Below are 24,233 nucleotides of genomic sequence, written 5' to 3'. Positions count from 1 at the left end.
TCTGGAAACTGAGAGCGCGAGTATAGCCAATCGGTTCCCGGCGAATTGCGCGGCACTTGGCGATTCTGCGATTCTGGCCGGTCAGCTCGCAGATCGGCTGGGAAATTAGGCGGACACGGCGCGTGTGGCGGGAAGCGCCTTGTTGCTGGTGCGCTGGAGTCGCCAGAGCAGCAGCAGGGATGCGGTGCCGAGGCCGATACAGATTCCAACCCAGTAGCCGTATACCCCCCAGAATTGTTCGCCCAGCCAGTAGGCGAAAGGCAGGCCAATTAACCAATAAGAAAACAGCTGTATGTACATTGGCACCCGGGTGTCCTTGTAGCCGCGCAGGGCGCCCCAGGCCATGGCCTGAGCAACATCCACCAGCTGGAAGGCGGCCGCGAGTAGTAACAGATTGGTGGCCACCGCAATGATTTCCACGTTACTCGTGTAAGCGAGCACCAACAGATTGCGCAGGCTAATGAGCACCACGCCGGTGCCCAGTGCATAGATCAGGCCGCTGCCCACGCCCACCATACCGACAAAGCGCGCGCGCTTTGGGCGCGCCTGGCCCAGTACCTGGGCTGTGCGGATACTGACCGCCTGGGCCAGCGCCAGGGCCACCAGATAGAAAATGGAACCAATGCTCATCGCAATCTGGTGAGCCGATACGATGGTAGCGCCGTAGGACGCCAGCAGCAGGGTAAGACTGGCAAAGAAGGTCACTTCGCCGGCGGCGCCAACGCAGATCGGCATGCCGACCGCCAGCAGATGCTTCAGGGTCGGCCAGTGCGGCCGCTGCGGCAGTAAACGCAACTTCAACGCCCGGTAAGCCGGGTCATTGCCCGCGTGCCAGTAGAGCGCGATGGCAATCGCCCAGCAAACCAGGCTGGTGGCCCAACCACACCCGGCACCGCCCATGGCGGGTATCGGGCCCCAGCCAAACACAAACAGGATATCCAGCGGCACATTGAGCACCGCCGCGGCCAGGTAGATGCGCATTACCGGGCGCACCTGCGCCATTCCTTCACAGTAACCGCGCAGGGCGCTGCCAAAGGCAAAGGGCAGAACACCAGTGGCCAGGGCCAGCAGGTACTGCACCATGATTTTACGTACCGCTTCCTCGGTCTGGATCCACTGGCTCCACAGCGGTGCCGCCAGCAAGGCGCCCGCCACCAGCAATCCGCCCACCAGCGCAATCCACACCGACTGGCTCATCTGCCGCGCGCAACCCTGTTCGTCGCGGGCGCCGCGCAGATTGGCCACCACCGGTGACACTGCCGCGAGCATGCCGATCAGGGTCACCGCGCATACGGCCCAGATACTCGAACCCAGGGCGAGCCCTGCCAGATCCAGCTCACCGGAGCGTCCGGCGACGATGGTGTCGGTAACCCCCATGCTCACTACCGCCAGATTACTCACTACCAGCGGCCCACCGAGGTTGGTGAGGTGACGTAGCTCGATGGCTGTGGCGCGTTTATAGATGCGAAACATGGTGTAGGACGAAGTCTGCTCGGCTTATGAGTTGGGGGCTAAACTGTTCGGGACCAAATTGGGGGGTGAAGTGTAAGCATTTCACGTCTTGCGCGACTACTGAACAGGTTGGGTCAAACGGATTCAGTCGCAATACACCAAAACGGGAGCGGATTATGGATGGGGCGCACAGCGGGTTCAATCGATTCTATGAGGGTTTTTTGCGCTTTCTTCGACCGCTGGATGGCTTGGGGCCGCTGGCCTTGCGGCTGTTCCTTGGGCCGATCTTTATCCTTGCCGGCTGGAACAAGTTAATGGGCATTGGTGATGTTGCGGCCTGGTTCGGTAACCCGGACTGGGGGCTGGGTTTGCCCGCCCCAATGCTGTTGGCTTGGCTGGCCGCACTCACCGAGTTTTTTGGTGGTATCGCACTGGTGCTTGGCCTGGGCTTGCGCCTGGCCGCAATCCCCCTGATGTTCACTATGGTGGTCGCGGCGGTAGCGGCGCACTGGCAATATGGCTGGCATGCCCTGCCGGAGCAAACACTCACCATGCCCTGGGAGTGGCGCAAGGACCTGATTGCGGAAGCCGCAGTGCGCAAGGAAAAGGCGGTTGAATTACTCAAGGAGTACGGGCATTACGAGTGGTTGACCGAGGCCGGGAACTTTACCGTGCTCAAAAACGGTATCGAGTTTGCGGCCACTTACTTCATTATGCTGCTGGCCCTGCTGTTTACCGGCGGTGGGCGCTTTGTCAGCCTCGACTACTGGATTGCTCGTCGCCGCGGCTTGCTGCGGGACTAAGCCGCGCCAGTCACCGAACGCAGATTTGCGGGACTCACACGATGCTTCCCGCGCCCGTCACATATAAATGATATACTCGCCGATTATTTAACCCGTTCCTGTGGCCCAGTGGTCACAGGGGCTACCTTGGTCGGCCGGTTTGTGGCCGCGCCGGGGCAATTGAGCGAGCAATCTTTTGATAGGCAAGTTTTTCCGTCGTTCCTCCGACAAGTCTGACAACGCATCCAAACAGCAGGCTAAAGGCCAGAAGGCTGGCCCGGGTGCCGACAAGCGCTCTGCGGAGGGTAAATCCGCTTCTGGAAATGATGGCCGTTCCCGTGGACGCCAGCGCAACCGCCGCCGTGACCAGCGCACCGATGGCCGCAAGGATACTCGCCCTAAGGCCCCGCAGAAGCCGTGGACGCTGGACGACTTCCCGGTGCCGGAGCAGGAAGGCAAGGTGCGCTTCCACGATCTGGACCTGCCGCTGCCGTTGATGCACGCCATTGCGGACCTCGGCTTCCAGTATGCATCCCCGATTCAGGGGCAATCTCTCCCGTACACGCTTAATGGTCACGATCTGGTGGGTAAGGCGCAGACCGGTACCGGTAAAACGGCGGCCTTCCTGGTTACCGTAATCGATGACCTGCTCAAGCACCCGTTTGACGGCGAGCGCTATGCCGGCGAGGCCCGTGCACTGATCATTGCGCCGACCCGCGAGCTGGTGATGCAGATTGCCGACGACGCCAAGAACCTGTGTAAGTATACGGACCTGGAAATCCACACCCTGGTTGGCGGCATGGATTACGAGAAACAGCAGCGGGCGCTGAACGAACGCCTGGTGGATATTCTGGTGGCCACACCGGGTCGCCTGCTGGATTTCGTCAACAAGCGCGACTGTTACCTCGATCAGACTGAAATTCTGGTGATCGACGAAGCGGACCGTATGCTGGATATGGGCTTTATTCCCGATGTACGCCGTATTGTGCGTCAGACGCCGCGCAAGACCCATCGTCAGACCATGTTCTTCTCCGCCACATTTACCCCCGAGGTAGACGACCTGGTGGAGCAGTGGACTACAGAACCGACCATCGTGGAAATCGAGCCGGAGCGCGTGGCAACCGATACCGTTACCCAGCATGTGTATCTGGTTTCCGGTGATGAGAAATACCCGCTGCTGTACAACATTGTGCAGCAGGATGATGTGGACAGCCTGATCGTGTTCGCCAACCGTCGCGACCAGTGTCGTCGCCTGCACGACCACCTGATCGCACATGGCATCAAGGCCGGGTTGCTGTCCGGTGAAGTGGCGCAGAACAAGCGCGTGCGCACCCTGGAAGACTTCAAAACCGGCAAATCCAAAGTGCTGGTCGCCACCGATGTCGCGGGCCGTGGTATTCACATCGACGGTATTAGCCACGTAGTGAATTACACCCTGCCGGAAGAGCCGGAAGATTACGTACACCGTATCGGCCGTACCGGGCGCGCGGGCAAGAAGGGCACCTCCATCAGTTTCGCCTGTGAAGACGATGCGATGCGCCTGGAGCCGATCGAGACCTTGCTCGGCAGCAAACTGAAGTGCGAAGTACCGCCGGAAGAGCTGCTGGTTGCACCGCCCAAGGTGGAGGTGAAGCGCAGTAGTGGTGGCGATCGCAATGATCGTGGCGGTCATCGCGGTGGGCGTCGCGGTGGCGGTGGCCGCTCGCGCCGCTGATTCTTCAGCGGTTCGTTGGGCAAAAAACGCGGGAAATACCCGCGTTTTTTTATGCCTGCTTATTTGTCGTTTTTCGGTCCCTCAATACCTTTCGGCCATTTCTTTGTTTCAGTAGCGGGTGCCGGATCGATTGGGAAACTCCGTCCGTTTGGACCCTTGCCGGGGTCGCCATCGGACCAGATGCGCTCCACCCACAACGCTGTTCCACCGGCAACCGCCGCCGGCATCACAAAGATGTTCAGGATCGGCACCATCTTCGCCAGCATCACACTGCCGCCAAAACCGAGGGTGGTGAATTTCTTGCGCATCAGCACGCTTTTCAGTTCGCTGAAAGAACGCTGGTGGTTATCCAGCGGGTAATCCACGTACTGGATCGCCATACACCAGGCACCCCAGAGCGCGCCGAGCAGGGCAGGGATAAATACAGTCCAGCTGGTGAGCAGGGCGATCACAAAGATCACGACACCCCAGCCAATAAAGTACATCAGCTTGCGCAGCTCCCGGCCGAGGGTGCGGAAGACCATGCTGTGCAAGGCTTCCGGGGGCGGCGGGTGGCCGGTCAACAGTTCTTCGACTTTCTCGGCCAGCATGCCGTTAAACGGGGCGGCGATGATGTTGGTGATAATCCCGAACAGGTAGCCGTATACGAAGAAGAACAGCAGCACGACAACAATGGCGATTAACCAGGCCAGCCACTGGAATACGCTTGCCGCCCAGTCTGCGCCGGTGGCGAGAATGGCGCGCCACCAGGACATGTTGGAGGTGTCCACGGGGGTATCGGTGAGCAGGCTGCCGATGTAACGGCCGAGGTCGTCGAACTGGCTGATCATCACGAAGCCCAGTGCGATAAACAGCACCAGGTTGATGAGCAGGGGGATAATGATGAACGGGCGCAGCTCTTTCCGGGTAAGCAGCTGCGCCCCCCGGATCAGTGCGTGTACGCCATGTGCCGGGTTGGAAGCCATGACTTACTGCGCTCCCGCGGCCTTCAGGATGTCGGCATACTCGGCACTTTGCTCGTGCTCGCCAATGCGCGTCAGTAGCGTCTGGCCTTCCGGGCTCTGGCTGCTCAGGTCGAGGCCCTGTTCCTTGAACAGGCGCACGAAGGTTGCAAAGTTTTCTGCTTTCATGCCGCGGTAGGCCCGCTCCAGCAGGTAGAAGTCGCGGTTAAACCCTTCCGGGGCTTCACCTTCGAGAAAGCCGGCGATACGTGCGTCGTCGAACACTTCACCGAGAACTTTTTGTTTGTCTTTTTTCAGGCTCACTTGTTAATTCCTTGCGTGGTCTGTTGTAGCTCTTGTCCGGGCGCCACCGGAGGTGGGGTGATACCACCAATGCCTCCGGTTTCATCCCCAGTCTCAACCTCAGAGCAGGGCGTCCAGTTTCTCTTTCAGGATCTTGTTGATCATCTGCGGGTTCGCCTGGCCTTTGGAGGCCTTCATGATCTGGCCGACAAAGAAGCCCATCATTTTCGGGCGCTTGTCGGGATCGGCATTGCGATAGTTTTCTACCTGGGCTGAAGAGGCCGCGATCACGTCGTCAACCAGCTTTTCAATGGCGCCCGTGTCGGAAACCTGCTTCAGGCCTTTGGCCTCAATCACGGCATCCGCGTCACCATCACCATTGGCCATAGCCTCAAACACCTGCTTGGCGATTTTTGAGGAAATAGTGCCGTCCTTGATGCGCGCAATCAGGCCCGCCAAATGCTCAGCATTAACCGGGGACTGCTCGATGGATTTCTCTTCGCGGTTCAGTAGTGCCGCGACTTCACCCATCACCCAGTTGGCCGCCAGTTTGGCTTCGCCACTTTTCGCTGCAACTTGCTCAAAGTAGTTTGCCGTGAGGCGCTCCTGGGTCAGCTGGTCCGCGTCGTAGGCCGATAGGCCGTATTCCTTTTCAAAGCGTGCGCACTTTGCGTCTGGCAGTTCCGGCAGGTCGCCGCGTACCTGCTCGATGTATTCGTCCGACAGCACCACCGGCAGCAGATCCGGGCACGGGAAGTAGCGATAGTCGTTGGCGACTTCCTTGCTGCGCATGGAGCGGGTTTCGTTTTTGTCCGCATCGTACAGGCGGGTTTCCTGTACCACCCTGCCGCCGTCCTCGATCAGGTCGATCTGGCGCTGCGCCTCCACCTTGATCGCCTTCTCGATAAAGCGGAAGGAGTTCAGGTTTTTGATTTCGGTGCGGGTGCCCAGTTCTTCCTCGCCTTTGAGGCGCACAGAAACGTTGGCGTCGCAGCGCAGGGAGCCCTGGGACATATCGCCGTCGGAAATGCCCAGGTAAGTCACGATGCTGTGGATCTTTTTAAGATACGCCACGGCCTCGGCGGCACTACGCATATCCGGTTCGGATACGATCTCAATCAGCGGGGTACCGGCACGGTTCAGGTCGATACCAGACATGCCATGAAAGTCTTCGTGCAGGGATTTACCCGCATCCTCTTCCAGGTGCGCGTGGTGCAGGCGCACGGTCTTGCTGCTGCCGTCTTCCAGATGGATCTCGATCTGCCCTTCGCCGACGATCGGTTGCTCCAGCTGGGTGGTCTGGTAGCCCTTGGGCAGGTCCGGGTAAAAATAGTTTTTGCGCTCGAATACGGAGCGCTTGCCGATTTCCGCGTTCATGGCCAGGCCAAACATCACCGCGAAGCGGAAAGCTTCTTCATTGGGTACCGGCAAGGTGCCGGGCATGGCCAGGTCTACCGCGCAGGCCTGGGTGTTCGGGTCAGCACCGAACGCGGTGCTGGCGCCGGAGAAAATTTTTGATTGGGTGGCCAGTTGCACATGCACTTCCAACCCGATTACGACTTCCCATTCCATGTCGCGTCTCCTTATTCTGCTGCCGGGGCGGTTTGTTGATGCCAGTCACTGGCTTGCTGGAACTGATGCGCCACATTCAGCATGCGCGCCTCGTCCAGGTAGTTGCCAATGATCTGCAGGCCGACGGGCAGGCCGTGGGCGAAACCGCAGGGGATGGACATGCCGGGCAGGCCGGCCAGGTTGGTGGCGATGGTGTAAATGTCTTCCAGGTACATAGCCACCGGGTCGGCATTTTTCTCGCCCAGTTTGAACGCAGGGTTCGGAGCCGTGGGACCCATGATGACGTCGACCTTGTCGAAGGCATCGACAAAGTCCTGCTTGATCAGGCGGCGCACCTGCTGGGCCTTGTTGTAGTAGGCATCGTAATAGCCGGCAGACAGGGCGTAGCTGCCGACTAAAATGCGGCGTTTCACTTCCTCGCCGAAGCCTTCGCCTCGGGAGCGCATATACAAATCGCGCAGGTCCGCGGGGTTTTCGCAGCGGTAGCCGTAGCGCACGCCATCGAAGCGCGACAGGTTGGCTGAGGCCTCTGCCGGTGCGATCACGTAATAGGCCGGTACCGCCAGCTTGCTGTGGGGCAGGCTGATTTCAACCAGTTCGGCACCGAGCTTTTCGTATTCCTTCAGTGCGTCCTGCACCCGGGCGCCTACTTCGCTGTCGAGGCCCTCGCCAAAGTACTCACTGGGTACACCGATCTTGAGGCCGGCGATGGCGTCGTTCAGTTGCGCGGTGTAGTCCTGCACCGGGCGGTCCAGGCAGGTGGAGTCTTTTGCATCGGGGCTCGCCATTATCGACAGCATCAGCGCGGCGTCTTCCGCGGTGCGCGTGATCGGGCCGCCCTGGTCCAGGCTGGAGGCGAACGCAATCATGCCCCAGCGCGATACGCGGCCGTAGGTCGGCTTGAGGCCGGTGGTGCCGGTCATGGCAGCGGGCTGGCGAATCGAGCCGCCGGTATCGGTGGCCGTTGCGCCCGGTGCCAGCAGTGCGGCGACCGCAGCGGCGGAGCCGCCGGAGGAGCCGCCGGGAATGCGTTCCACATCCCAGGGGTTTTTCACCGCACCGTAATAGCTGGTTTCGTTGGAGGAGCCCATAGCGAACTCATCCATGTTGGTCTTGCCCAGGCTGATGGCACCCGCCTGCTGGAAGTTGTGGATCACGGTGGCGTCGTAGGGCGGCACGAAGTTGTCCAGCATCTTGGAACCACAGCTGGTGCGTACGCCGTTGGTGCAGAAAATATCCTTGTGGGCCACTGGCACACCGCACAGTGCCGGGGCATCGCCCTGCGCCAGGCGGGCGTCGGCAGTCGCAGCCTCTTTCAGTGCCTGCTCGCTGGTGACGGTGATAAAACTGTTGAACTGACTGTCGAGCTGCTGGATGCGTTCCAGATAGTGGCTGGTGAGTTCAACGCTGGAGAACTGTTTGTCGCGCAGGCCGCGGATGATCTCGGCGATGGTCAACTGATGCATTGGAAATCCGGTTTCTTGTCTATTCTGTGGTGGCCCAAGTCGGTACTTGTTTGGTCGGTCGAGGGTCAGTCGATGACTTTAGGGACCAGGTAGAGGCCCGCTTCCGATTGGGGTGCCAGGGCGAGGAACGCTTCGCGGCGGTTGGGCTCGGTCACAGCGTCTTTGCGCAGGACCTGCACCTCATCCAGTGGATGGGCCATGGGTTCAACACCATCGGTATTGACCGCCTGCAGCTGGTCCACCAGCTGCAACACGTCACCCAGCCGGCTGCTGACTTCGTCTATGGTTTCTTCGGAAATGGCGATGCGGGCCAGTTCGGCCAGCTTTTCGATGGTTTGCGCGTCCACGGCCATGGGGGTAGAGACTCCAGCTTCTCATTGGCTAATTTGCGGCCAGGCCCGGTTTTACGGGGCTGGCGGTAACAGAAGGAGCGCAAATTTAGCATACCTGTGGGGGAAACTCTTTATGGTTATAAATCAGAGGGCCCTGAGCCTTGCCCTTAACCCCCGCCATTGTTAGAGTTTGCCGATTCTGGCCAGGTCACCGTTGTCTCTGGCTTATTCGTCGAAGAACGGACGAAAACGCCGTCCGGAACACAGAATTGTTTGCGTGGACTAATTATCCTGTGACGCATCTCCAGCTGGGGGCGCTGTTCACACTAGTTTGCGCTCTCGGCACCTGATCCCGCTCGGGTGTTGTACTACAGAAGAATTAAGGTAACCGAATTCCATGTTTAAACGTTTGCGGGGCATGTTCTCCAGTGATCTCTCTATCGACCTGGGTACTGCCAACACGCTGATCTACGTGCGCGATCGCGGCGTAGTCCTCGACGAGCCATCTGTTGTTGCTATCCGTCACTACAACGGAACCAAAATAGTGGAAGCGGTTGGCGTGGAAGCCAAGCGCATGCTGGGTCGTACCCCGGGCAATATCACCGCGATTCGCCCGTTGAAAGACGGTGTCATCGCAGACTTTCAGGTCACCGAGAAGATGTTGCAGCACTTCATTAAGAAAGTGCATGAGCACAGCTGGATGCGTCCGAGCCCGCGGGTTCTGGTGTGTGTGCCCTGTCAGTCCACCGAAGTTGAGCGCCGTGCGATTCGCGAATCTGCCCTCGGTGCGGGTGCCCGCGAGGTGTGGCTGATCGAAGAGCCTATGGCGGCGGCGATCGGTGCGGGCCTGAAGGTGGAAGAAGCTAGCGGCTCCATGGTGGTGGACATCGGTGGTGGTACCACCGAGATCGCAATCATCTCCTTGAACGGTGTGGTCTACTCCGACTCCGTGCGCATTGGCGGTGACCGTTTTGACGAAGCCATCGTGAACTATGTGCGCCGCAACTACGGCAGCGTGATTGGCGATGCCACCGCCGAGCGCATCAAAGAAGAAATCGGTTGTGCCTATGCCGGGAGCGAAGTACGTGAGATCGACGTGCGCGGTCGCAATTTGGCAGAAGGTGTGCCGCGCAGCTTCACCCTGAACAGCGACGAAATTCTGGAAGCCTTGCAAGAGCCGCTGACCGGTATCGTGCAGGCGGTGAAGAGCGCGTTGGAACAGTCTCCCCCCGAATTGGCCTCCGATATCGCCGAGCGCGGCATGGTGCTGACCGGTGGTGGTGCATTGTTGCGCGACCTGGACCGCCTGCTGATGGAAGAATCTGGCCTGCCGGTCATTGTCGCCGACGATCCCTTGACCTGTGTTGCCCGTGGCGGTGGCCAGGCGCTGGATATGATGGACAAGAGCCGTCTGTACCTAGTTTCGAGTTGAGTTTCGAGTTGAGTTTCTAGCTGAGTTTCCAGCTAAATCCGACACGCAGCTGGTTGCGGCCAGTTTGCGACGGCGGTGCTCATGGAGCGCCGATTGCGTCCCGATGACTTCCTGACGGAATACCCGGGCCGAGCGCCGCCGATTCACCCGCGTACGGATACGCGTACAGACCAATAAAAACATCATTGCTGAACAGGTCGATGGGGGCCGCCCATTAAACCGCTATTTACCCGAGGCCCGTCACCGGAATCCCGCATACTTGCGCTGGGACTGGTGGCGACGGCGCTGATCCTGATCAATCTCTATACCGACTGGTTGAATCCCGTGCGCGAGCGCCTTTCCAGTCTGGCGGCTCCCTTTTACTGGCTGACCGGAACCCCCTCGAGGGTGGGTGACTGGGCCGGCGAACAGTGGCGCACCCGCGATGAGCTGCTGGAGGAAAACAGCCGACTCAAGCATCAGGTGATGTTGCTCGAGCAGCAGGCTCAGTTGCTCGCCGCGGTTCGCGCGGAAAATACCCAGCTCAAAGAATTGATGAACTCCGCCGAGAGCGTGAACCAGCGCGTACTGGTGGCGCAGGTGATTGGCGTGTCGCCGGACCCGCTCGAACATGTACTGATTATCGATAAAGGCCGCAGCGATGGTGTGGTGCAGGGGGCCGCGATCATGGATGCCAGCGGTCTGCTGGGGCAGGTGATTGAGGCCGGGGACTTTTCCAGTCGGGTTCTGTTGATTACTGACGCCAACCACGCCCTGCCGGTGCAGGTATTGCGCAACAGCGTGCGTGCAGTGGCCGAGGGCACCGGAGACCTCTACCGACTCAAGTTGCGCCACCTGGCCAACACCAGTGATATTCGCGAGGGTGATCTCCTGCTGAGCTCTGGGCTGGGCGGGCGCTTTCCCGCGGGCTACCCGGTGGGCGAGGTGATTTCGGTCAAGCGTGACCCCGGGCGTGCCTTTGCCGAGGTGGATGTGGAACCCCGCGGGCGCATGAACCGCAGTCGTTTTGTGTTGGCGGTATTGAATACGCCCACAGACGAGGGGCAGGACTGAGCGAATGGATGCCCACAATCGCTGGTTTATCCTGTTTACCGTGGTGGTTGCGCTGCTGCTGGCCGTGATGCCACTGCCCACCGACTGGCTGTGGTTCCGGCCTGCGTTCTGTGCTCTGGTGGTGATTTTCTGGACGACCCGCATGCCCCAGGAGCTGGGGGTGGGCTTTGCCTGGATGGTGGGGTTCGCGGAAGACCTGGTGACCGGGGCCACCCTCGGGGCGCACGCCCTGTCTCTGGCGGTGCTCGCCTATTTCAGCCTTTTGACCTACCGTCGTACCCGCGCGTTTAACCCGGGGCAGCAGCTGATGTGGGTATTTGTGTTGGTGGGGATCAACCAGTTGCTGGGCAACTGGGTGCACAGCCTGGCGGGCAAGTCGGTGCCGGGATTGACCTTTCTGTGGCCGGCGCTCACCACGGCAGTGCTGTGGCCGGTGGTCACCCCCTGGTTGCACCGCACTGCTTCGAGCCTGCGGGTCCGATAGCTTTACGGTCTCTGACGCTGCCGCGAACGGTGACCGAAACACTGAGACCCAAGCCCCGGAAATAAAAAACTCGACCGAAATTTACGTTAAGTAACCTTAAAGGGGCGGTTATTTTTCGAGCGCGGCCGCTATAATCAGGCGTTCTGAACTTTCGTCCAGCAAATACATAATCATAAGCGTTGCCCGTGCCACAGCCAGACACTCGACAAACTACCCCAGCGCCACGCCTGCTTCTCGCCTCGGGCTCCCCCCGGCGCGCCGAGCTGCTGTCGCAGATAGGGGTCCCGTTTTTCTCTGCTGCCACTTCGGTAGAAGAATGTCGTCGCCCAGATGAGTCTGGGCGGGAATACGTGCTGCGCCTTGCCCAGGAAAAGGCGCGGGCCGGACTTGCCCAATCGGAAGTGGGAGAGTGGGAAGGGAAAAGGGCCGCCGTTTGGTCCCTGGGCGCCGATACCCTGGGCATCGTGCAAGATGAGGTGCTGGAGAAGCCGCGGGATCTCGCCGACTTTCGCCGCATGATGGGCCTTATGTCGGGCGCCGAGCACGCGGTGCTCACCGCCATTTGCCTGACCGATGGGGATCAGTCGTTCAGTACCGTGGTCGAAACCCGGGTGCGCTTTCGTGAATTGAGCGATCGTCTGATCGAAGACTATTGGAACACCGGCGAACCGCGCGACAAGGCGGGTGGTTACGGTATCCAGGGCAAGGGCGCTCTGCTGGTGGCGTCTATCGAGGGAAGTTACAGCAATGTGGTGGGATTGCCGCTGGAGACCCTGTCGGGTTTTCTGGAGCGCGCAGGCATCCCTTTCTGGCAATTTGATCGGCGCGTCGATGCAGGGATGATCGAGGAGTAGCGGCCCGGTGAGCGAAGAATTATTGATCAATGTGGCGCCCATGGAGACCCGTGTGGCGCTGGTAGAAAACGGCGTGTTGCAGGAGGTTTACCTGGAGCGCACCGTGAGCCGCGGTATTGTCGGCAATATCTACAAGGGCAAGGTGGTGCGGGTACTGCCGGGTATGCAGGCCGCGTTCGTCGATATCGGGCTGGAGCGCGCCGGGTTTATCCACGCCTCGGATATCGCGCCGCTGGATGACGAGGGCATGGAGTCCCGTGAGGGGGAGGTTGCGGATATCCGCGCACTGGTGCGCGAGGGGCAGTCGCTGGTGGTGCAGGTGGTCAAGGACCCTATCTCCAGTAAAGGCGCGCGCCTCACTACGCATTTGTCGGTTTCTGCCCGTTACCTGGTGTATATGCCGCAGACCCGGCACATCGGTATCTCCAATCGTATCGAGGATGAGTCCGAGCGCGAGCGCCTGCGCAGCCTGGTGGATCTGGCCTCCACCAAGCTGGCGGACGAGGGACTGAGCGGCGATGGCGGCTTTATCCTGCGCACGGTCGCAGAAGGGGTCAGTGAAGAAGAGTTACTGCGCGACATACCGTTCTTGTACAAGCTCTGGAATGAGCTGGAGCAGCGCATCAAGGCTGAAAAAGAGCCCTCGATCATTTACGAGGATCTGCCGCTTTTCATGCGTGCGTTGCGCGATCTGGCTCGCCCACATACAGAAAAGATCCGAATTGACTCACGGGAGGCCCACGCCCGTGCGGCCAAGTTCACCAGCAAGTACGCGCCGGAAATTGCCCCGCGCATCGAGCACTATCCCGGTGAGCGTCCGCTGTTCGACCTGTACGGTGTGGAAGAGGAAATCCGCAAGGCCCTACAGAACAAGGTGACGCTGAAGTCCGGGGGTTACCTGATCGTCGAGCAGACCGAAGCGATGAGTACCATTGACGTCAACACTGGCGCGTTTGTTGGGCATCGCAACCTTGAAGAGACCATCTTCAAAACCAATCTGGAAGCAGCCACCGCGATTGCGCGCCAGCTGCGCCTGCGCAATCTCGGTGGCATTATCATTATCGACTTTATCGATATGCAGGATACCGAGCACCAGCGCCAGGTGCTGCGCACGCTGGAGAAGGCGCTGGAACGCGATCACGCCAAAAGCAGTATTACCGGGGTGTCGGAACTTGGGCTGGTGGAGATGACGCGCAAGCGCACCCGCGAGTCCCTCGGCCAGATGCTGTGCGAACCCTGCTCGGTATGTGCGGGGCGCGGTACGCTGAAGACCGCGGAAACGGTGTGCTACGAAATTTTCCGCGAGATCATTCGCGAAGCACGTGCCTACGACAGCGACAAGATTATGGTGCTGGCCAGCCAGGTGGTCATTGACCTGTTGCTGGACGAGGAGTCGGCCAATGTGGCCGATTTGGAAGAATTTATTGCCCGCCCGATTCAGTTTCAGGTGGAGCCTATTTATAACCAGGAGCAGTACGACATTGTACTGGTGTAATCGTCCGACCAAGACTGTGTGCGTGCGCCCGAGCATGGCCTTTCCTCTGGGAGAGTCTGCCTGATGCTGTGGTTGCGCTGGTTCGTCCGCAAGTTCTGGTTGCTGGTGGTGATCCTGGTGATCTCCCTCGCGATCCTGGTGCAGACCGGGCGTATTCTCTCGCCCCAAGTCAGCAAGTACAGCCCGCAAATTAGTGGCTGGCTGTCGCAACAGCTGGGTGCGCCGGTGGCGCTCGAACATATCTCGCTGCGTTGGCAGGCGCTGGAAGTTGCGCTGCAGGTGGATGGGCTCAAGATTGGTGAAGAGGGCCAGGTCGCACTGCGCCGTGGCCTGTTCCATCTGGACCTGCTGGCAAGCCTCTGGAATCGCGAACTGATCTGGAAAAACCTCGAGGTTGACGGTTTCTCTGCGGCTCTGGAACAGCGGGCAGAAGGCGGCTGGCAGGTGCGCGGGTTCCCTCGTGCCAGTCAGCCGGCAACACCAACTACCGATGGCGTGCGCCTGGGCGACCCGGCACGTATTTTCCAGCTCGGTCCCAAGGTACTGGTGCGCGACGCCAGTATTGCGCTCTCTCTTACCGATGGGCAGTCGGCGAATGTCAATCTGAAGGAAATCCAGCTTGAGAACAGTGGTAGCTTCCACCGTTTGGTGGCGCGAGCATTTGTTACCGGTGCAGTGCAGAGCCTGAACAGCGGTGAGGAGAGCCTGCGCCTGGTGCTGGAAGGGCGCGGAGATCCCCGGCGCAAAGAAGCGTTCACCCTGCGCGGCTACGCACAGTTGAATGAACTGCTGGTAGACGCAGACCTGATCGGGCTGATGTACCAGTTGTCCCCCCTTCCCGAGAAACTCTACTGGCCCGGCCGCAAACTGGCGGGCGGGCGCCTGTGGCTTAGTTCGGATGCAGAATCCGGTTACAGCCTGCGCGGTAATTTGAGCCTCTCACAGGTTGCCGAGGACGCCGCGTCTGCCGGTGATGTCGACACCCGAACAGTGCCTGCGGGTGCGCTGGGTACTTTGAATGCCCTCTCGAGCAACATTTCCGGCAACTGGCGCCCCGGCGAACAGTGGGAGCTTGTACTGCAGGATCTGGGACTTAACTGGCAGCAGCTGGAAGTGCCGGATGTAAACCTACAGGCAAGTGGCGACCAGCAGGGCAACCTGCAGTTGGCGCTGGATCAGATTGAACTGCAGGCCTGGCACCGAGTACTGCGCGTGCTGGAGCTGATTCCGACAAAAGCCGACGAGTGGTTGCAAGCTCTGGAGCCCTCCGGTGAATTGCAAAATGTGCGTCTGTCCCGGGTGAACGGCGAAGTAACCATTTCCGCCAACTTGCACGATGTCGCCGCGGGCGCGCACCGCGGTGCGCCGGCGGTGACCGGCGTCAACGGCTTCCTGTCGCTGAACGGTCAGGGTGGTCGGGTTGAACTCGATAGCCAGAGCGGCTTCAGCGCGCATTTTCCCATGCTGTATGAAGCGCCATTCAATTTTACCTCCGCCCGCGGCACCGTGGCCTGGGATGTAGATCGCGAGCACGACACCGTATCCGTGTATTCCGGTCCTCTTTTGTTGGACGCTGCGGCGGTTGGCCAGCAGGAGCAGGTGCCCGTGGCAGGTGCTTTCCGCGGCCAGTTCCTGCTGCAGATTCCCATAGTGCCGTTTACCCGCCCATCCGACTTTACCCTGGCGCTCGGCTTGCGCAATGTCGCGGTAGCCGAGCAGCGTCACCTGGTGCCGACGGTTGTGAGTGCCGATCTGCGCAAGTGGCTGAACGACAGCATTGGTGTGGATAACACGGGGCGAATTCCCACCGCCGGGTTTATTTATCGGGGCTACAGCTATCGGCAAGGCGAGGATGCGGCATTGCTCGCGTTAGGCAAGAGCAAGCAGCGGCAGACAGTGCAGCTGCAGGCCGACATTGCCGACAGCAGTTTGCGTTACGCCAGCGGTTGGCCCGTTGCGGAGCAAGTGAATGGTCATTTGGGGATTAATGATACGGAAGTCCTGGTGGCGGCTCCCACGGCAAAGCTGTGGCAGGTGGACGGCGAAAATGTCGCTGTGCGTATTTCACCCGCGCCGGGTGGTTCACGTTTGGATGTCTCCGCGGATCTAAAAGGGCCTGCTGCAGATGGTATGAAGTTGCTGCGGGAATCACCCTTGCGCGACAAGCTGGGTGATGCCTTTGATCACTGGTCTCTGAGCGGTGATATGCAGGGCACGTTGAAGATTGTCCAGCCCATGGGTGGTGCCAAGTTTGCGCCCTTGCAGGATATCGACCTGACGCTTGCCGGGAGTGAGCTGAACCTGCAGAAATTGAATCTACAGTTTGATCAACTCAATGGGAAGGTGCGCTACCACAGTAAACATGGCCTGGAGGGCTCCACTTTCCGCGGCGCATTGTGGGGGCAGCCATTACAGGCATCCATTCAACACCTGGGCGCAGGGGATGAGCGCGATACCCAAGTGGTCGTGAATGGCAGCGCGAATACCGCCGATATCGGCCGTTGGAGTGGGCGCCCGGAACTGCAGTGGATGGAGGGCGACCTCGATTATCAGGCGCTGGTTACCATTCCGGCAAAATCCAAGGACAAGCCGTACGGTGCAATTCTGGAAATTTCCTCCGACCTGCAGCAGGTAGCCGTTGGGCTGCCGGCACCGCTGGGAAAACCGGCGGGTGAAAAATCCCGGTTTGTTATGCGGGTGCCCATCGGGGATGAAGGCAACCTCTATCACCTCAGTTATGGTGAGCATTTGCAGGGCCAGCTGTGGCAGGTCGGCGGTAAGCTGGAGCGCGCCGCCATCGCGCTGAATGCGCCCGCCACACTGCCAGACTCCCCGGGCATCTCGGTATTTGGTGATCTGGCGGTTGTGGATTTTGCGCCCTGGAAAGAGGCGCTGGAAATCTACACCGCAAGTCCCGCTGAGCCAGCAACCGGGGATGATGCTTCGGCCTTACCCATTGTCCTCGATCTCAGTACCGATCTGTTGCGAGTGTCTGATGCGGTGCAGATCGAAAATATACATGCGCGCGGTCGCGGGCTGGGTGCCGACTGGCAGGTGCAGTTTGACAGCGAAACCGCGGCTGGCGAGTTGACCGGGCTTCTCAATTCCACCTCGCCGCTGAATTTGAAACTCGAACACCTACGACTGCCGGCACTGGCCAAGACGGAAGCCCAGAACCGCAATGATGAAGAGGAAACCCGTGAACTGACGGAAACGGCGGTACTTGAGGCAGTGCAGGATCGTTGGCAAGGGTTTGATTTCACCGCTTTGCCGCGGGTGGATTTCTCCACCGAAAACTTGTGGCTCGGTGAGGAGGATATGGGCCCCTGGTCGTTCCGTTTGCGTCCCTCTGAAGAGCGCCTCGTGGTCAGTGAAATTCAGGGCGCAATGCGTGGTTTGCGTATCGAGGGGCGCGGCGAAGGAGAAAATAGGCTGGGTGCCCAGCTGATGTGGATGCGCGACGCCGATGGCAGCGAGTCCACGCAGTTTATTGGTCGCTTGCGAGGCGATAACCTCGGTGACGTGCTGCAGGCCTGGGGGCAGGAAGCGGCCATCGAAAGCCGCTCGGCGGTATTTGATACTGCGCTGCGCTGGAGCGGCTCGCCGGCAATGTTGCGTCCCAACGGTATGAACGGCGAAATCCGTATTGATATCCGCAACGGTCATTTCCTCCGTGCCAGTGACAATGCCGGCACGTCCCTGCTGCGGCTGCTTTCCCTGTTCAACTTCGACACCTGGGCGCGGCGTCTGCGCCTGGATTTCTCCGACTTGGTGCAAAGTGGCCTGACCTTTGACCGGGTGCGCGGCGAGGTATATTTCGAAGGGGACGGCGAATTACTGATCGCGGTACCCATCCAGGTGGAAGGCCCCACCAGTGAGTTGCAGATGGCGGGGCGTGTGAACTTGCAGCGGGAGGATCTGAACCTGACGCTGGTGGCGACCCTGCCTGTGGGTAACAACCTCGCTTTTGTTGCGGCGCTGGCCGGTGGCCTGCCGGCGGCGGCCGGTGTTTACCTGATCAGTAAGGTATTCAAAAAGCAGGTGGATCGTGTCGCCAGCGTCAGCTACCGCATTAACGGTGCCTGGTCTGAGCCAGAGGTGCGCTTTGACCGCCTGTTTGATGACGGTGCTTCGGGCATCGAACCAGAGCGCGCGGTAGCCAACTGAAATAGTTTCCGCTTTTATGCTCGGCTTGAGAAATATCGTCCTATAGGGTGAAATTGCGCGCTGGTGGTTGCAAAAACCGAACAATTATTCGATATTGCTGTTTCTTGCGGCAAATCCAACAACCCGCAAGAGATCCGCAGCTGTCCAAGCAACGCGTTCAGTATTTGAGTAAGTAACAACAATAATCACGCTATCGAGGTTCTTCGCCAATGTCCGAGGTGGTTTCTTTGGCCGGTTTATCCGCTAATCGCTATACCCTGTTCAAGATTTTTAAGTACGTTATATACAGTTTGCTGGCGTACAACGTATATGCGTTTTTCCTGGAAAACCACGCGGCCGCGGGTACCGTATTCGCTGACGGCGTCAGCCTGGGCAAAATTATTGAGGCCTATAACGATTCGATCGATACCCTGGCATGGGTGGTGCTGCTGCTGGTGTTCGAATTGGAAACCTGGGTGCTGTCCGACGAGAAACTGAAGGGCGCAACCAAGTGGGCGCTGAACGCGGTGTCCGCGTTCTGTTACGTGTTTATTGTTTACTCCTTCTACGGTTACTTCTCCGAGATGGTGACCGTGACCAACCTTCTCCCTGCGTCGGCGGCAGCCTGTGACCTGGCGGCAAACGGTGGCTGGTCGATGGTGCTGGAGCAGGATGACTATGTGGCGCTGACGGCGGCCAATTGTGGCTCGCTGGCGGATGCGAGCCTGCTGCAACTGGCGGATACGCAGGTTGTGGGTGCTGCGGAAGTCTGGCGTGAGATTCAGTGGCTGGCCTGGGTGGATGTAATCAATTCCGGTGCCTGGCTGCTGGTGGTTGCGATTTTGACCTTTGATGTATGGCTGCAGCTGCGTCACCAGCTATCCGATTCCATCATGCGTTATTCCCAGGTCATCAAAGGCATTCTCTACTTCACCCTGTTGCTGTGCGCGATCTACTGGGGTGTAAATGGCAGCTTCCTGGATTTCTGGGATGCCTTCCTGTGGCTGGTAGCCTTCTTCTTCATCGAAATGAACCTGTTCGAATGGCAGGCTGAGACAAGCACTGAGACAAGCTCTGAGTAAGGGGTAACCCGGGGGCGGAGATGCTTTGTTCTGGCTCTGGTGGCGGTACCGCCACCGGGCAAGACATTGTGAGACACGCCGTAAACCCATCCCTGGGAGCTCTTCTAAAACATCCCTGTTTAAGAAGGTCTCACAATGTCTTGCCCGGCATCGGCACCTTAGCTTCGGGCATCTGTGTTTTTGATGCCCTGAGCCTTTAAATCAAGCGGTGCGGCTGGTCACTTCCAGCAGGTGATAACCAAACTGGGTTTTCACCGGGCCGTGTACCTTGTTCAACTCATCGTTGAAAACCACCTTGTCGAACTCCGGCACCATCTGACCCTGACCGAATTCACCCAGGTCGCCGCCATTGCGGCCGGATGGGCACTTGGAATATTGCTGCGCAATTTTTCCGAAGTCGGCGCCGTCTTCAATTTGCTTTTTCAGGTCCTGACACTGGGCTTCAGTTTCTACCAGAATGTGGCGTGCTGTTGCTCTTGGCACGGGTATCTCCCTATTTATTGGTGATGAAGTGTTTCTTGAGCGGCAAGCTTAGTGCGTAACGAACTCGGGCGCTACTCACCGTCCGGATAGCGCCGCAAACGTGTTGCACTTGTTCACATCACCGGTGCTGAATCCCTGGTTGAACCAGTAGGCCCGTTGCTCTGCGCTGCCGTGGGTAAACGCGTCGGGGGATACGGCGCGGCCGGCGCGGCGTTGCAGGTGGTCGTCGCCGACGGCCGCTGCCGCACGTAAACCTTCCTCGACATCCCCGGGCTCGAGCATTTGCTTGTCGCGATTGGCGTAAAACGCCCAAACGCCGGCATAGCAGTCTGCCTGCAGCTCCAGCATTACCGAGAGTCGATTTGCGGTTACTTTATCCGCACGCATGCGCGCTTGCTGTACTTGGGCGGATGTACCCTGGAGGTTTTGCACATGATGGCCAACCTCGTGGGCAATCACGTAGGCAAAGGCAAAGTCCCCGGGAGCGCCCAGTTTCTTGAGCTCGTTGAGGAAGCTCAGGTCCAGATACACTTTCTGGTCACCCGGGCAGTAAAACGGCCCTACCGCCGCAGAACTCAAGCCACAGGCAGAGCGCACCGCATCGGTATACAGCACCAGCTTGGGGGCTGTGTATTGCGAGCCCGCCTGTTGGAAAATACCGCCCCACACGTCTTCGGTGGACCCCAGCACCACCGCAACAAATTGCGCCAGTTCGTCCGTGGCGCCGGGGGTACCCGGTGCGGTCTGTGCATTCGGGCCCAGGTTTGGGGGGGCGGTGGTTTGCATGCCGCTAAACAAGTTGCCGCCAAAAAAGTACAGGGCGGCGAGAGCCGCGAGAATCAGCCAGCCGGTTTTGCTGCGTAGCAGGAACGGGGCCAGCGCGAGCAGGTTGCCTATCCCTCCCAGGCCGCCGCCTCCCGGTGATTGTTCTCCGCGGCGGTCTTCAACATTCGAACTTCTGCGACCCTGACGCCAACGCATGGTGATACCTCTTGATTCGCGACCGTGGATGCGCAACCGCGTTGCACATCGGCGATTTCACTTCGCACATAGTTCTGAGCATAGATCAGATGGCGCGATTTTTTGTTTGCGCGTCGGGAGATTATTCTTGTGCCATCCGCAGGAGTGGTATCGTTGTCCCATTCACGTTCAACCAGAGAGTCAGCATTTTGTCCCTTATTCCGCTCTTTCCCCTCAACATGGCCCTGTTCCCCGGGGTGACGCTGCCATTACGTATCTTCGAGCAGCGCTATCTGCGGTTGGTGACTGAATCTCTGAAGTCCGATACCGGTTTTGGGGTGGTGTTGATTCGCAGTGGCAAGGAGGTGGGCCCGTCGGAGGTTTGGCCGCTGGGGCTCTATGTCCGCGTGGTGGACTGGAGTCAGGGCGAAGAGGGGCTGCTGCATATCGACGTGGCCGGCGAGTCCCGCTTCCGCGTGCTGGAAACCCATCGTGAGGAAGACGGCCTGTTGATGGCGGAAGTGGAGTGGCTGCCAGACGAAGAGTCCCACCCGGTGCCGGAGAGCTGCGACGGCCTGCTGGCGGTACTGAATGAGCTGAAGCAACACGCCGCAAGTCTGGCACTGAAATTTGCGCCCGTTGAGTCCGCGGAGGCCTTATCCTGGCAGCTGGCACAACTGCTGCCACTGGAGGATGCGGCGCGCGTGGAACTGCTGGCAAGTCATGATCCGCTGGAGCGGCTGGCAAGCATCGCCGCCAACCTGGATCAATGGGCGAAGGAATAGCGACAAAGGCGTCTGGTGAGTGGATCGCAATGGCTGACGCCCGCGCGATTCGCGGCTAGGCCGCAACGAGCAAGCGGTTAGAAAACAGAACAATAAACCTGAAAGATCACTATGGAAAACCTTGTCCTACTCGGCGTCCTGTTGGTTGTCACCATCATTGTTGGCGCATTCATGGGGATATTTGCCTTCGCCGAGGTAAAACAGCTGCGCAGAGAGGTACGCAGCTTAACTGCGCGGTTGGACGAAGCGTCTGAGCAGGGCGAAGCCACGGGGCAGAACCGCAGTACAGCGGGCGATAACGAAGTGTTTTCCATCGCCGCGCAATCTCCACCAGAGCCCGATACGCTCGAACTGGATCTCGATTTGGAGCAGCCGGCGCCGGCTACACTGCAGAAACCCCGCAGCCAGCGCTGGGCCACGCAACCCGAGAAGCGTTCACCCCAGGGGCCCATCGCAGGCGGCCGCTTTTTCTCGAATTTACAGAAAAACTGGATGGTGTGGCTCGGTGGTGCCTGTGTGGCGCTATCCGGGGTATTTCTTGCCCGCTACGGTATCGAGCAGGGGCTGCTCGGCCCCAAGGTCCGGGTGGTGATGGGCCTGGTCACGGCGCTTGCGCTGTATATTGCGGCGGAAGTGTTGCGCCGTAAAACCGGTGGTACCCACCCAACCTTTGCCGCCCTCGCCGGCGGTGGCGCCATAACCGCATTTGCGGCCGTTCTTTCCTCGGTGCACCTGTATCACTTTATCGAGCCTGGGGTGGCGTTTGGTGCCCTGGCGCTGGTGGCCTTGGTGACTATGTGGCTCGCGCGCTTGCACGGCCCGGTGCTGGCGGCGATCGGCATGCTCGGTGCTTATTCGGTGCCGGTTCTGGTCTCCAGTGACTCCGGCAACGTACTCGGCGCTATGGTGTACGCGCTTATCATCTCCGCATCGGTATTGTTGCTCCTGCGCCACGTCTATCGCAGTTGGCTCTGGCTCGGATTGTTGGCCGGCGCATTGTTGTGGTGGCTGGTTTCCCTGGTTGGGCATCAGGCTGATGGCTGGCGTGGCCCCTATCTGGCGGCAGTCGCTTACCTGATTTTGGCCGTTATTCCCCGGGACTGGTTGCTGCGCCTGCGTATTCCGGATACGAGTCAGCAGGGCGCACTGGTGCTTCCCAGCCTGCTGTTACTGGTCGCCGCGCAGTGCCTATCCATTTTGCGTGAAGGTTTCCTCTCTTCGGCAATATGGGCCTGGAGTCCGCTCGCCATCGTGACCTTGCTCGCCGCGCGCCAGACCCCGCGCCTGGCGCCGGTACCCTGGGTGCTGTTTCTCGGGCAGGTGGCGGTCTGGTTTGCCAATCAGGTTGGCGGCGAGCCCTTGCGCTTGGCGCCACTACCCCCCGAGTTGCACAGCCCATTTTTGACCTACCTGCTGGTGAACACGCTGCTGTTTAGCGGTTTTGCCGTGTACAACTATTTCGCGGTGGGTAGCGGCGAGAGTAAAGAGCGTACGGTAACCGCGGCCTGGTGGGCGTCGCTGGCGGTGATGGTGCCACTGTTGTCATTGTTGCTGGGGTATTCCCTTGCCGGAGACTTCCTGCCGCGGTACCTGTGGTGTCTGTATGCGGCGATATTCGGCGCCATCTTTATGTTCCTTGGTAGTCGTGGCGTCGGTAAACACTGGTCGCGGGGTATGGTGGTGTGGTTGTTTATCGCCGCCCATTTCGCCTATAGCCTGGCGGTGTGCCTGTGGCTGAAACAGGCAAGTCTTACCCTGGCGCTCGCGCTGCAAGCGATATCCCTGGCGTGGGTGATTCGTCGTTTCGATATGCCTGCGCTCGGCTGGTTGCTGAAGGCGGTATTGCTGGTGGTCGTGGTGCGGCTGACATTAAACCCATGGCTGCTCAGTTATGGAAACGTCGCGCACTGGTCGCTGTGGACCTATGGCGGTGCGACCTTGTGTGCCTGGATCGCTGCGCGAATACTTTCCTCTTCTCAGCCAGCGGATTCGGCGCAGGTGGGTTTGGCACGCTGGGCGGAAGCGGGCGCCCTGCACCTACTGGTGCTCACCCTGTGGGCGGAGTGCCGTTACTGGCTCTACAGTGGGAATGCGCTCGCTGCCGAGTTCAGTTTTACCGAGGCGGTGATCGATATGTGGCTGTTTACCTGCCTGGGTCTCGTCTATTACCGCAAGAGTTTGCTCAGTGGCCACTTTGGCCGCTGGTACGACGGCTATGGTCGCGTGCTGATGCTGGCCGGGCTGGCCTGTTACATCGGGATTCTGCTGGCTACCGCATTGAGCGAGCCCTGGGTGTGGCGCGGCATTGGCGAGCGCCCGCTGCTCAATATGCTGATACCGGCGTTTGCCGGGCCCGTGCTACTGGCGGCACTGGCCAGTCGCTTCTACCTGCCCAGTGTGCGCCGCTTTGCCGGGCAGCTTGCGGCGTTGGCGGCGTTTGTGTGGATATCGCTTGAAGTGCGGCATTTGTGGCAGGGCAACATCCGTCTGGATGTCCCGGCAAGCACCGGCGAGCTCTACACCTATTCGGCGGTGTGGCTGGCGCTGGCGGTAACCGCGATTCTGGTCGCCAGTTGGCGTGGCTGGCGCAGCGGCTATCAAGGCGGTATGGCGCTTCTGGCACTGGTGATCGTCAAGCTGTTTCTGGTGGATATGTCCGGGCTTGAGGGGCTGCTGCGGGTGGCCTCGTTTATGGGAATGGGCCTCGCACTGCTGGGGATCGCTTATCTCCACCAGAAATTGGGGGTGAACCCGGAGGATTCTGCTTAACTCGAGTCGATCCTGACCAATCCAGGCCAATTTTTGGCCGCGCTTGCGGTATACTGCGCGGCCTTTTTCCGGCGGCTTTTTTCCAACAGCTTTCTTTTTGGCGGGAATGGCGAATATCGTCGCCGGTA

Annotated in this window: 19 protein-coding genes; 11 read left to right on the top strand and 8 right to left on the bottom strand. The window is 59.6% G+C overall.

What is annotated here, in order from left to right; translation table 11 throughout:
• Nucleotides 1-105: 105 nt before the first annotated feature.
• A complete protein-coding gene (locus LCM31_RS00970; RefSeq protein WP_224866792.1) occupies nucleotides 106-1,473 on the bottom strand; it encodes an MATE family efflux transporter in 1,368 nt (455 codons plus the stop codon).
• Between the two features lie 155 nt (nucleotides 1,474-1,628).
• On the opposite strand from LCM31_RS00970, the gene LCM31_RS00965 reads away from it, so the two are divergent.
• Both LCM31_RS00965 and rhlB read left to right on the top strand, forming a co-directional pair.
• Complete coding sequence (locus tag LCM31_RS00965; RefSeq protein ID WP_224866790.1) at nucleotides 1,629-2,255, top strand: HvfX family Cu-binding RiPP maturation protein; 627 nt, start codon at nucleotides 1,629-1,631, stop codon at nucleotides 2,253-2,255.
• A 175-nt stretch (nucleotides 2,256-2,430) separates the two neighbouring features.
• A complete protein-coding gene (gene rhlB, locus LCM31_RS00960) occupies nucleotides 2,431-3,948 on the top strand; it encodes an ATP-dependent RNA helicase RhlB (RefSeq protein ID WP_224866788.1) in 1,518 nt (505 codons plus the stop codon).
• A 59-nt stretch (nucleotides 3,949-4,007) separates the two neighbouring features.
• On the opposite strand, the gene cysZ is transcribed toward rhlB, so the two are convergent.
• The 5 genes from cysZ to gatC form a co-directional block, all read right to left on the bottom strand.
• Nucleotides 4,008-4,913 carry a sulfate transporter CysZ gene (gene cysZ, locus LCM31_RS00955; RefSeq protein ID WP_224866786.1) on the bottom strand — a complete coding sequence of 302 codons (906 nt, stop codon included), beginning with the start codon at nucleotides 4,911-4,913 and terminating at the stop codon, nucleotides 4,008-4,010.
• Between the two features lie 3 nt (nucleotides 4,914-4,916).
• The gene (locus LCM31_RS00950; RefSeq protein WP_224866784.1) at nucleotides 4,917-5,213 is read right to left on the bottom strand and encodes a PA4642 family protein; all 297 of its coding nucleotides are present in this window, start codon (nucleotides 5,211-5,213) and stop codon (nucleotides 4,917-4,919) included.
• 99 nt (nucleotides 5,214-5,312) lie between these two features.
• Nucleotides 5,313-6,764: an Asp-tRNA(Asn)/Glu-tRNA(Gln) amidotransferase subunit GatB gene (gene gatB / locus LCM31_RS00945; RefSeq protein WP_263600883.1), complete on the bottom strand. Its 1,452-nt coding sequence runs from the start codon at nucleotides 6,762-6,764 to the stop codon at nucleotides 5,313-5,315.
• Nucleotides 6,765-6,775: 11 nt separating this feature from the next.
• Nucleotides 6,776-8,230 carry an Asp-tRNA(Asn)/Glu-tRNA(Gln) amidotransferase subunit GatA gene (gene gatA, locus LCM31_RS00940; protein WP_224866782.1) on the bottom strand — a complete coding sequence of 485 codons (1,455 nt, stop codon included), beginning with the start codon at nucleotides 8,228-8,230 and terminating at the stop codon, nucleotides 6,776-6,778.
• A 65-nt stretch (nucleotides 8,231-8,295) separates the two neighbouring features.
• Nucleotides 8,296-8,583 (bottom strand): Asp-tRNA(Asn)/Glu-tRNA(Gln) amidotransferase subunit GatC, encoded by a 288-nt coding sequence (gene gatC / locus LCM31_RS00935; RefSeq protein WP_222230315.1) that lies wholly within the window; start codon nucleotides 8,581-8,583, stop codon nucleotides 8,296-8,298.
• Between the two features lie 376 nt (nucleotides 8,584-8,959).
• On the opposite strand from gatC, the gene LCM31_RS00930 reads away from it, so the two are divergent.
• The 7 genes from LCM31_RS00930 (at nucleotide 8,960) to LCM31_RS00900 (ending at nucleotide 19,108) form a co-directional block, all read left to right on the top strand.
• A complete protein-coding gene (locus LCM31_RS00930; RefSeq protein ID WP_224866780.1) occupies nucleotides 8,960-9,994 on the top strand; it encodes a rod shape-determining protein in 1,035 nt (344 codons plus the stop codon).
• Between the two features lie 213 nt (nucleotides 9,995-10,207).
• Complete coding sequence (gene mreC, locus LCM31_RS00925) at nucleotides 10,208-11,047, top strand: rod shape-determining protein MreC (RefSeq protein ID WP_224868633.1); 840 nt, start codon at nucleotides 10,208-10,210, stop codon at nucleotides 11,045-11,047.
• 4 nt (nucleotides 11,048-11,051) lie between these two features.
• Entirely contained in the window at nucleotides 11,052-11,531 is a 480-nt protein-coding gene (mreD, locus tag LCM31_RS00920) for a rod shape-determining protein MreD (protein WP_224866778.1), read from the top strand.
• Nucleotides 11,532-11,716: 185 nt separating this feature from the next.
• Nucleotides 11,717-12,385: a Maf family protein gene (locus LCM31_RS00915; protein WP_224866776.1), complete on the top strand. Its 669-nt coding sequence runs from the start codon at nucleotides 11,717-11,719 to the stop codon at nucleotides 12,383-12,385.
• Nucleotides 12,386-12,392: 7 nt separating this feature from the next.
• Nucleotides 12,393-13,880, top strand: a complete 1,488-nt coding sequence (rng, locus tag LCM31_RS00910; protein ID WP_224866774.1) for a ribonuclease G — start codon at nucleotides 12,393-12,395, stop codon at nucleotides 13,878-13,880.
• Between the two features lie 63 nt (nucleotides 13,881-13,943).
• Nucleotides 13,944-18,047: a YhdP family phospholipid transporter gene (locus LCM31_RS00905; RefSeq protein ID WP_224866772.1), complete on the top strand. Its 4,104-nt coding sequence runs from the start codon at nucleotides 13,944-13,946 to the stop codon at nucleotides 18,045-18,047.
• 209 nt (nucleotides 18,048-18,256) lie between these two features.
• Nucleotides 18,257-19,108, top strand: coding sequence for a hypothetical protein (locus LCM31_RS00900; RefSeq protein ID WP_224866770.1), 852 nt, complete (start codon nucleotides 18,257-18,259; stop codon nucleotides 19,106-19,108).
• A gap of 201 nt (nucleotides 19,109-19,309) precedes the next feature.
• Here LCM31_RS00900 and LCM31_RS00895 read toward each other — a convergent pair whose 3' ends face one another.
• Together LCM31_RS00895 and ypfJ are read right to left on the bottom strand one after the other, a co-directional pair.
• Entirely contained in the window at nucleotides 19,310-19,591 is a 282-nt protein-coding gene (locus tag LCM31_RS00895) for a peptidylprolyl isomerase (RefSeq protein WP_222230327.1), read from the bottom strand.
• A gap of 75 nt (nucleotides 19,592-19,666) precedes the next feature.
• Entirely contained in the window at nucleotides 19,667-20,572 is a 906-nt protein-coding gene (gene ypfJ, locus LCM31_RS00890; protein WP_224866768.1) for a KPN_02809 family neutral zinc metallopeptidase, read from the bottom strand.
• Between the two features lie 188 nt (nucleotides 20,573-20,760).
• On the opposite strand from ypfJ, the gene LCM31_RS00885 reads away from it, so the two are divergent.
• Entirely contained in the window at nucleotides 20,761-21,336 is a 576-nt protein-coding gene (locus tag LCM31_RS00885) for an LON peptidase substrate-binding domain-containing protein (protein ID WP_224866767.1), read from the top strand.
• A gap of 111 nt (nucleotides 21,337-21,447) precedes the next feature.
• Entirely contained in the window at nucleotides 21,448-24,105 is a 2,658-nt protein-coding gene (locus LCM31_RS00880) for a DUF2339 domain-containing protein (RefSeq protein WP_224866766.1), read from the top strand.
• Nucleotides 24,106-24,233 lie beyond the last annotated feature (128 nt).

Origin of the sequence: Microbulbifer agarilyticus (assembly GCF_020171345.1) — a bacterium.
GTDB lineage: Bacteria > Pseudomonadota > Gammaproteobacteria > Pseudomonadales > Cellvibrionaceae > Microbulbifer > Microbulbifer agarilyticus_D.
Note: the sequence above shows the minus strand (reverse complement) of the source record. Positions and strands in the feature narration are given on the sequence as shown.

What these genes read in the sequence shown, in the direction of transcription:
- LCM31_RS00970 (WP_224866792.1), bottom strand. Translation starts at nt 1,473, where the DNA reads ATGTTTCGCATCTATAAACGCGCCACAGCCATCGAGCTACGTCACCTC.
- LCM31_RS00965 (WP_224866790.1), top strand. Translation starts at nt 1,629, where the DNA reads ATGGATGGGGCGCACAGCGGGTTCAATCGATTCTATGAGGGTTTTTTG.
- cysZ (WP_224866786.1), bottom strand. Translation starts at nt 4,913, where the DNA reads ATGGCTTCCAACCCGGCACATGGCGTACACGCACTGATCCGGGGGGCG.
- gatB (WP_263600883.1), bottom strand. Translation starts at nt 6,764, where the DNA reads ATGGAATGGGAAGTCGTAATCGGGTTGGAAGTGCATGTGCAACTGGCC.
- gatA (WP_224866782.1), bottom strand. Translation starts at nt 8,230, where the DNA reads ATGCATCAGTTGACCATCGCCGAGATCATCCGCGGCCTGCGCGACAAA.
- gatC (WP_222230315.1), bottom strand. Translation starts at nt 8,583, where the DNA reads ATGGCCGTGGACGCGCAAACCATCGAAAAGCTGGCCGAACTGGCCCGC.
- LCM31_RS00930 (WP_224866780.1), top strand. Translation starts at nt 8,960, where the DNA reads ATGTTTAAACGTTTGCGGGGCATGTTCTCCAGTGATCTCTCTATCGAC.
- mreD (WP_224866778.1), top strand. Translation starts at nt 11,052, where the DNA reads ATGGATGCCCACAATCGCTGGTTTATCCTGTTTACCGTGGTGGTTGCG.
- LCM31_RS00905 (WP_224866772.1), top strand. Translation starts at nt 13,944, where the DNA reads ATGCTGTGGTTGCGCTGGTTCGTCCGCAAGTTCTGGTTGCTGGTGGTG.
- LCM31_RS00900 (WP_224866770.1), top strand. Translation starts at nt 18,257, where the DNA reads ATGTCCGAGGTGGTTTCTTTGGCCGGTTTATCCGCTAATCGCTATACC.
- ypfJ (WP_224866768.1), bottom strand. Translation starts at nt 20,572, where the DNA reads ATGCGTTGGCGTCAGGGTCGCAGAAGTTCGAATGTTGAAGACCGCCGC.
- LCM31_RS00880 (WP_224866766.1), top strand. Translation starts at nt 21,448, where the DNA reads ATGGAAAACCTTGTCCTACTCGGCGTCCTGTTGGTTGTCACCATCATT.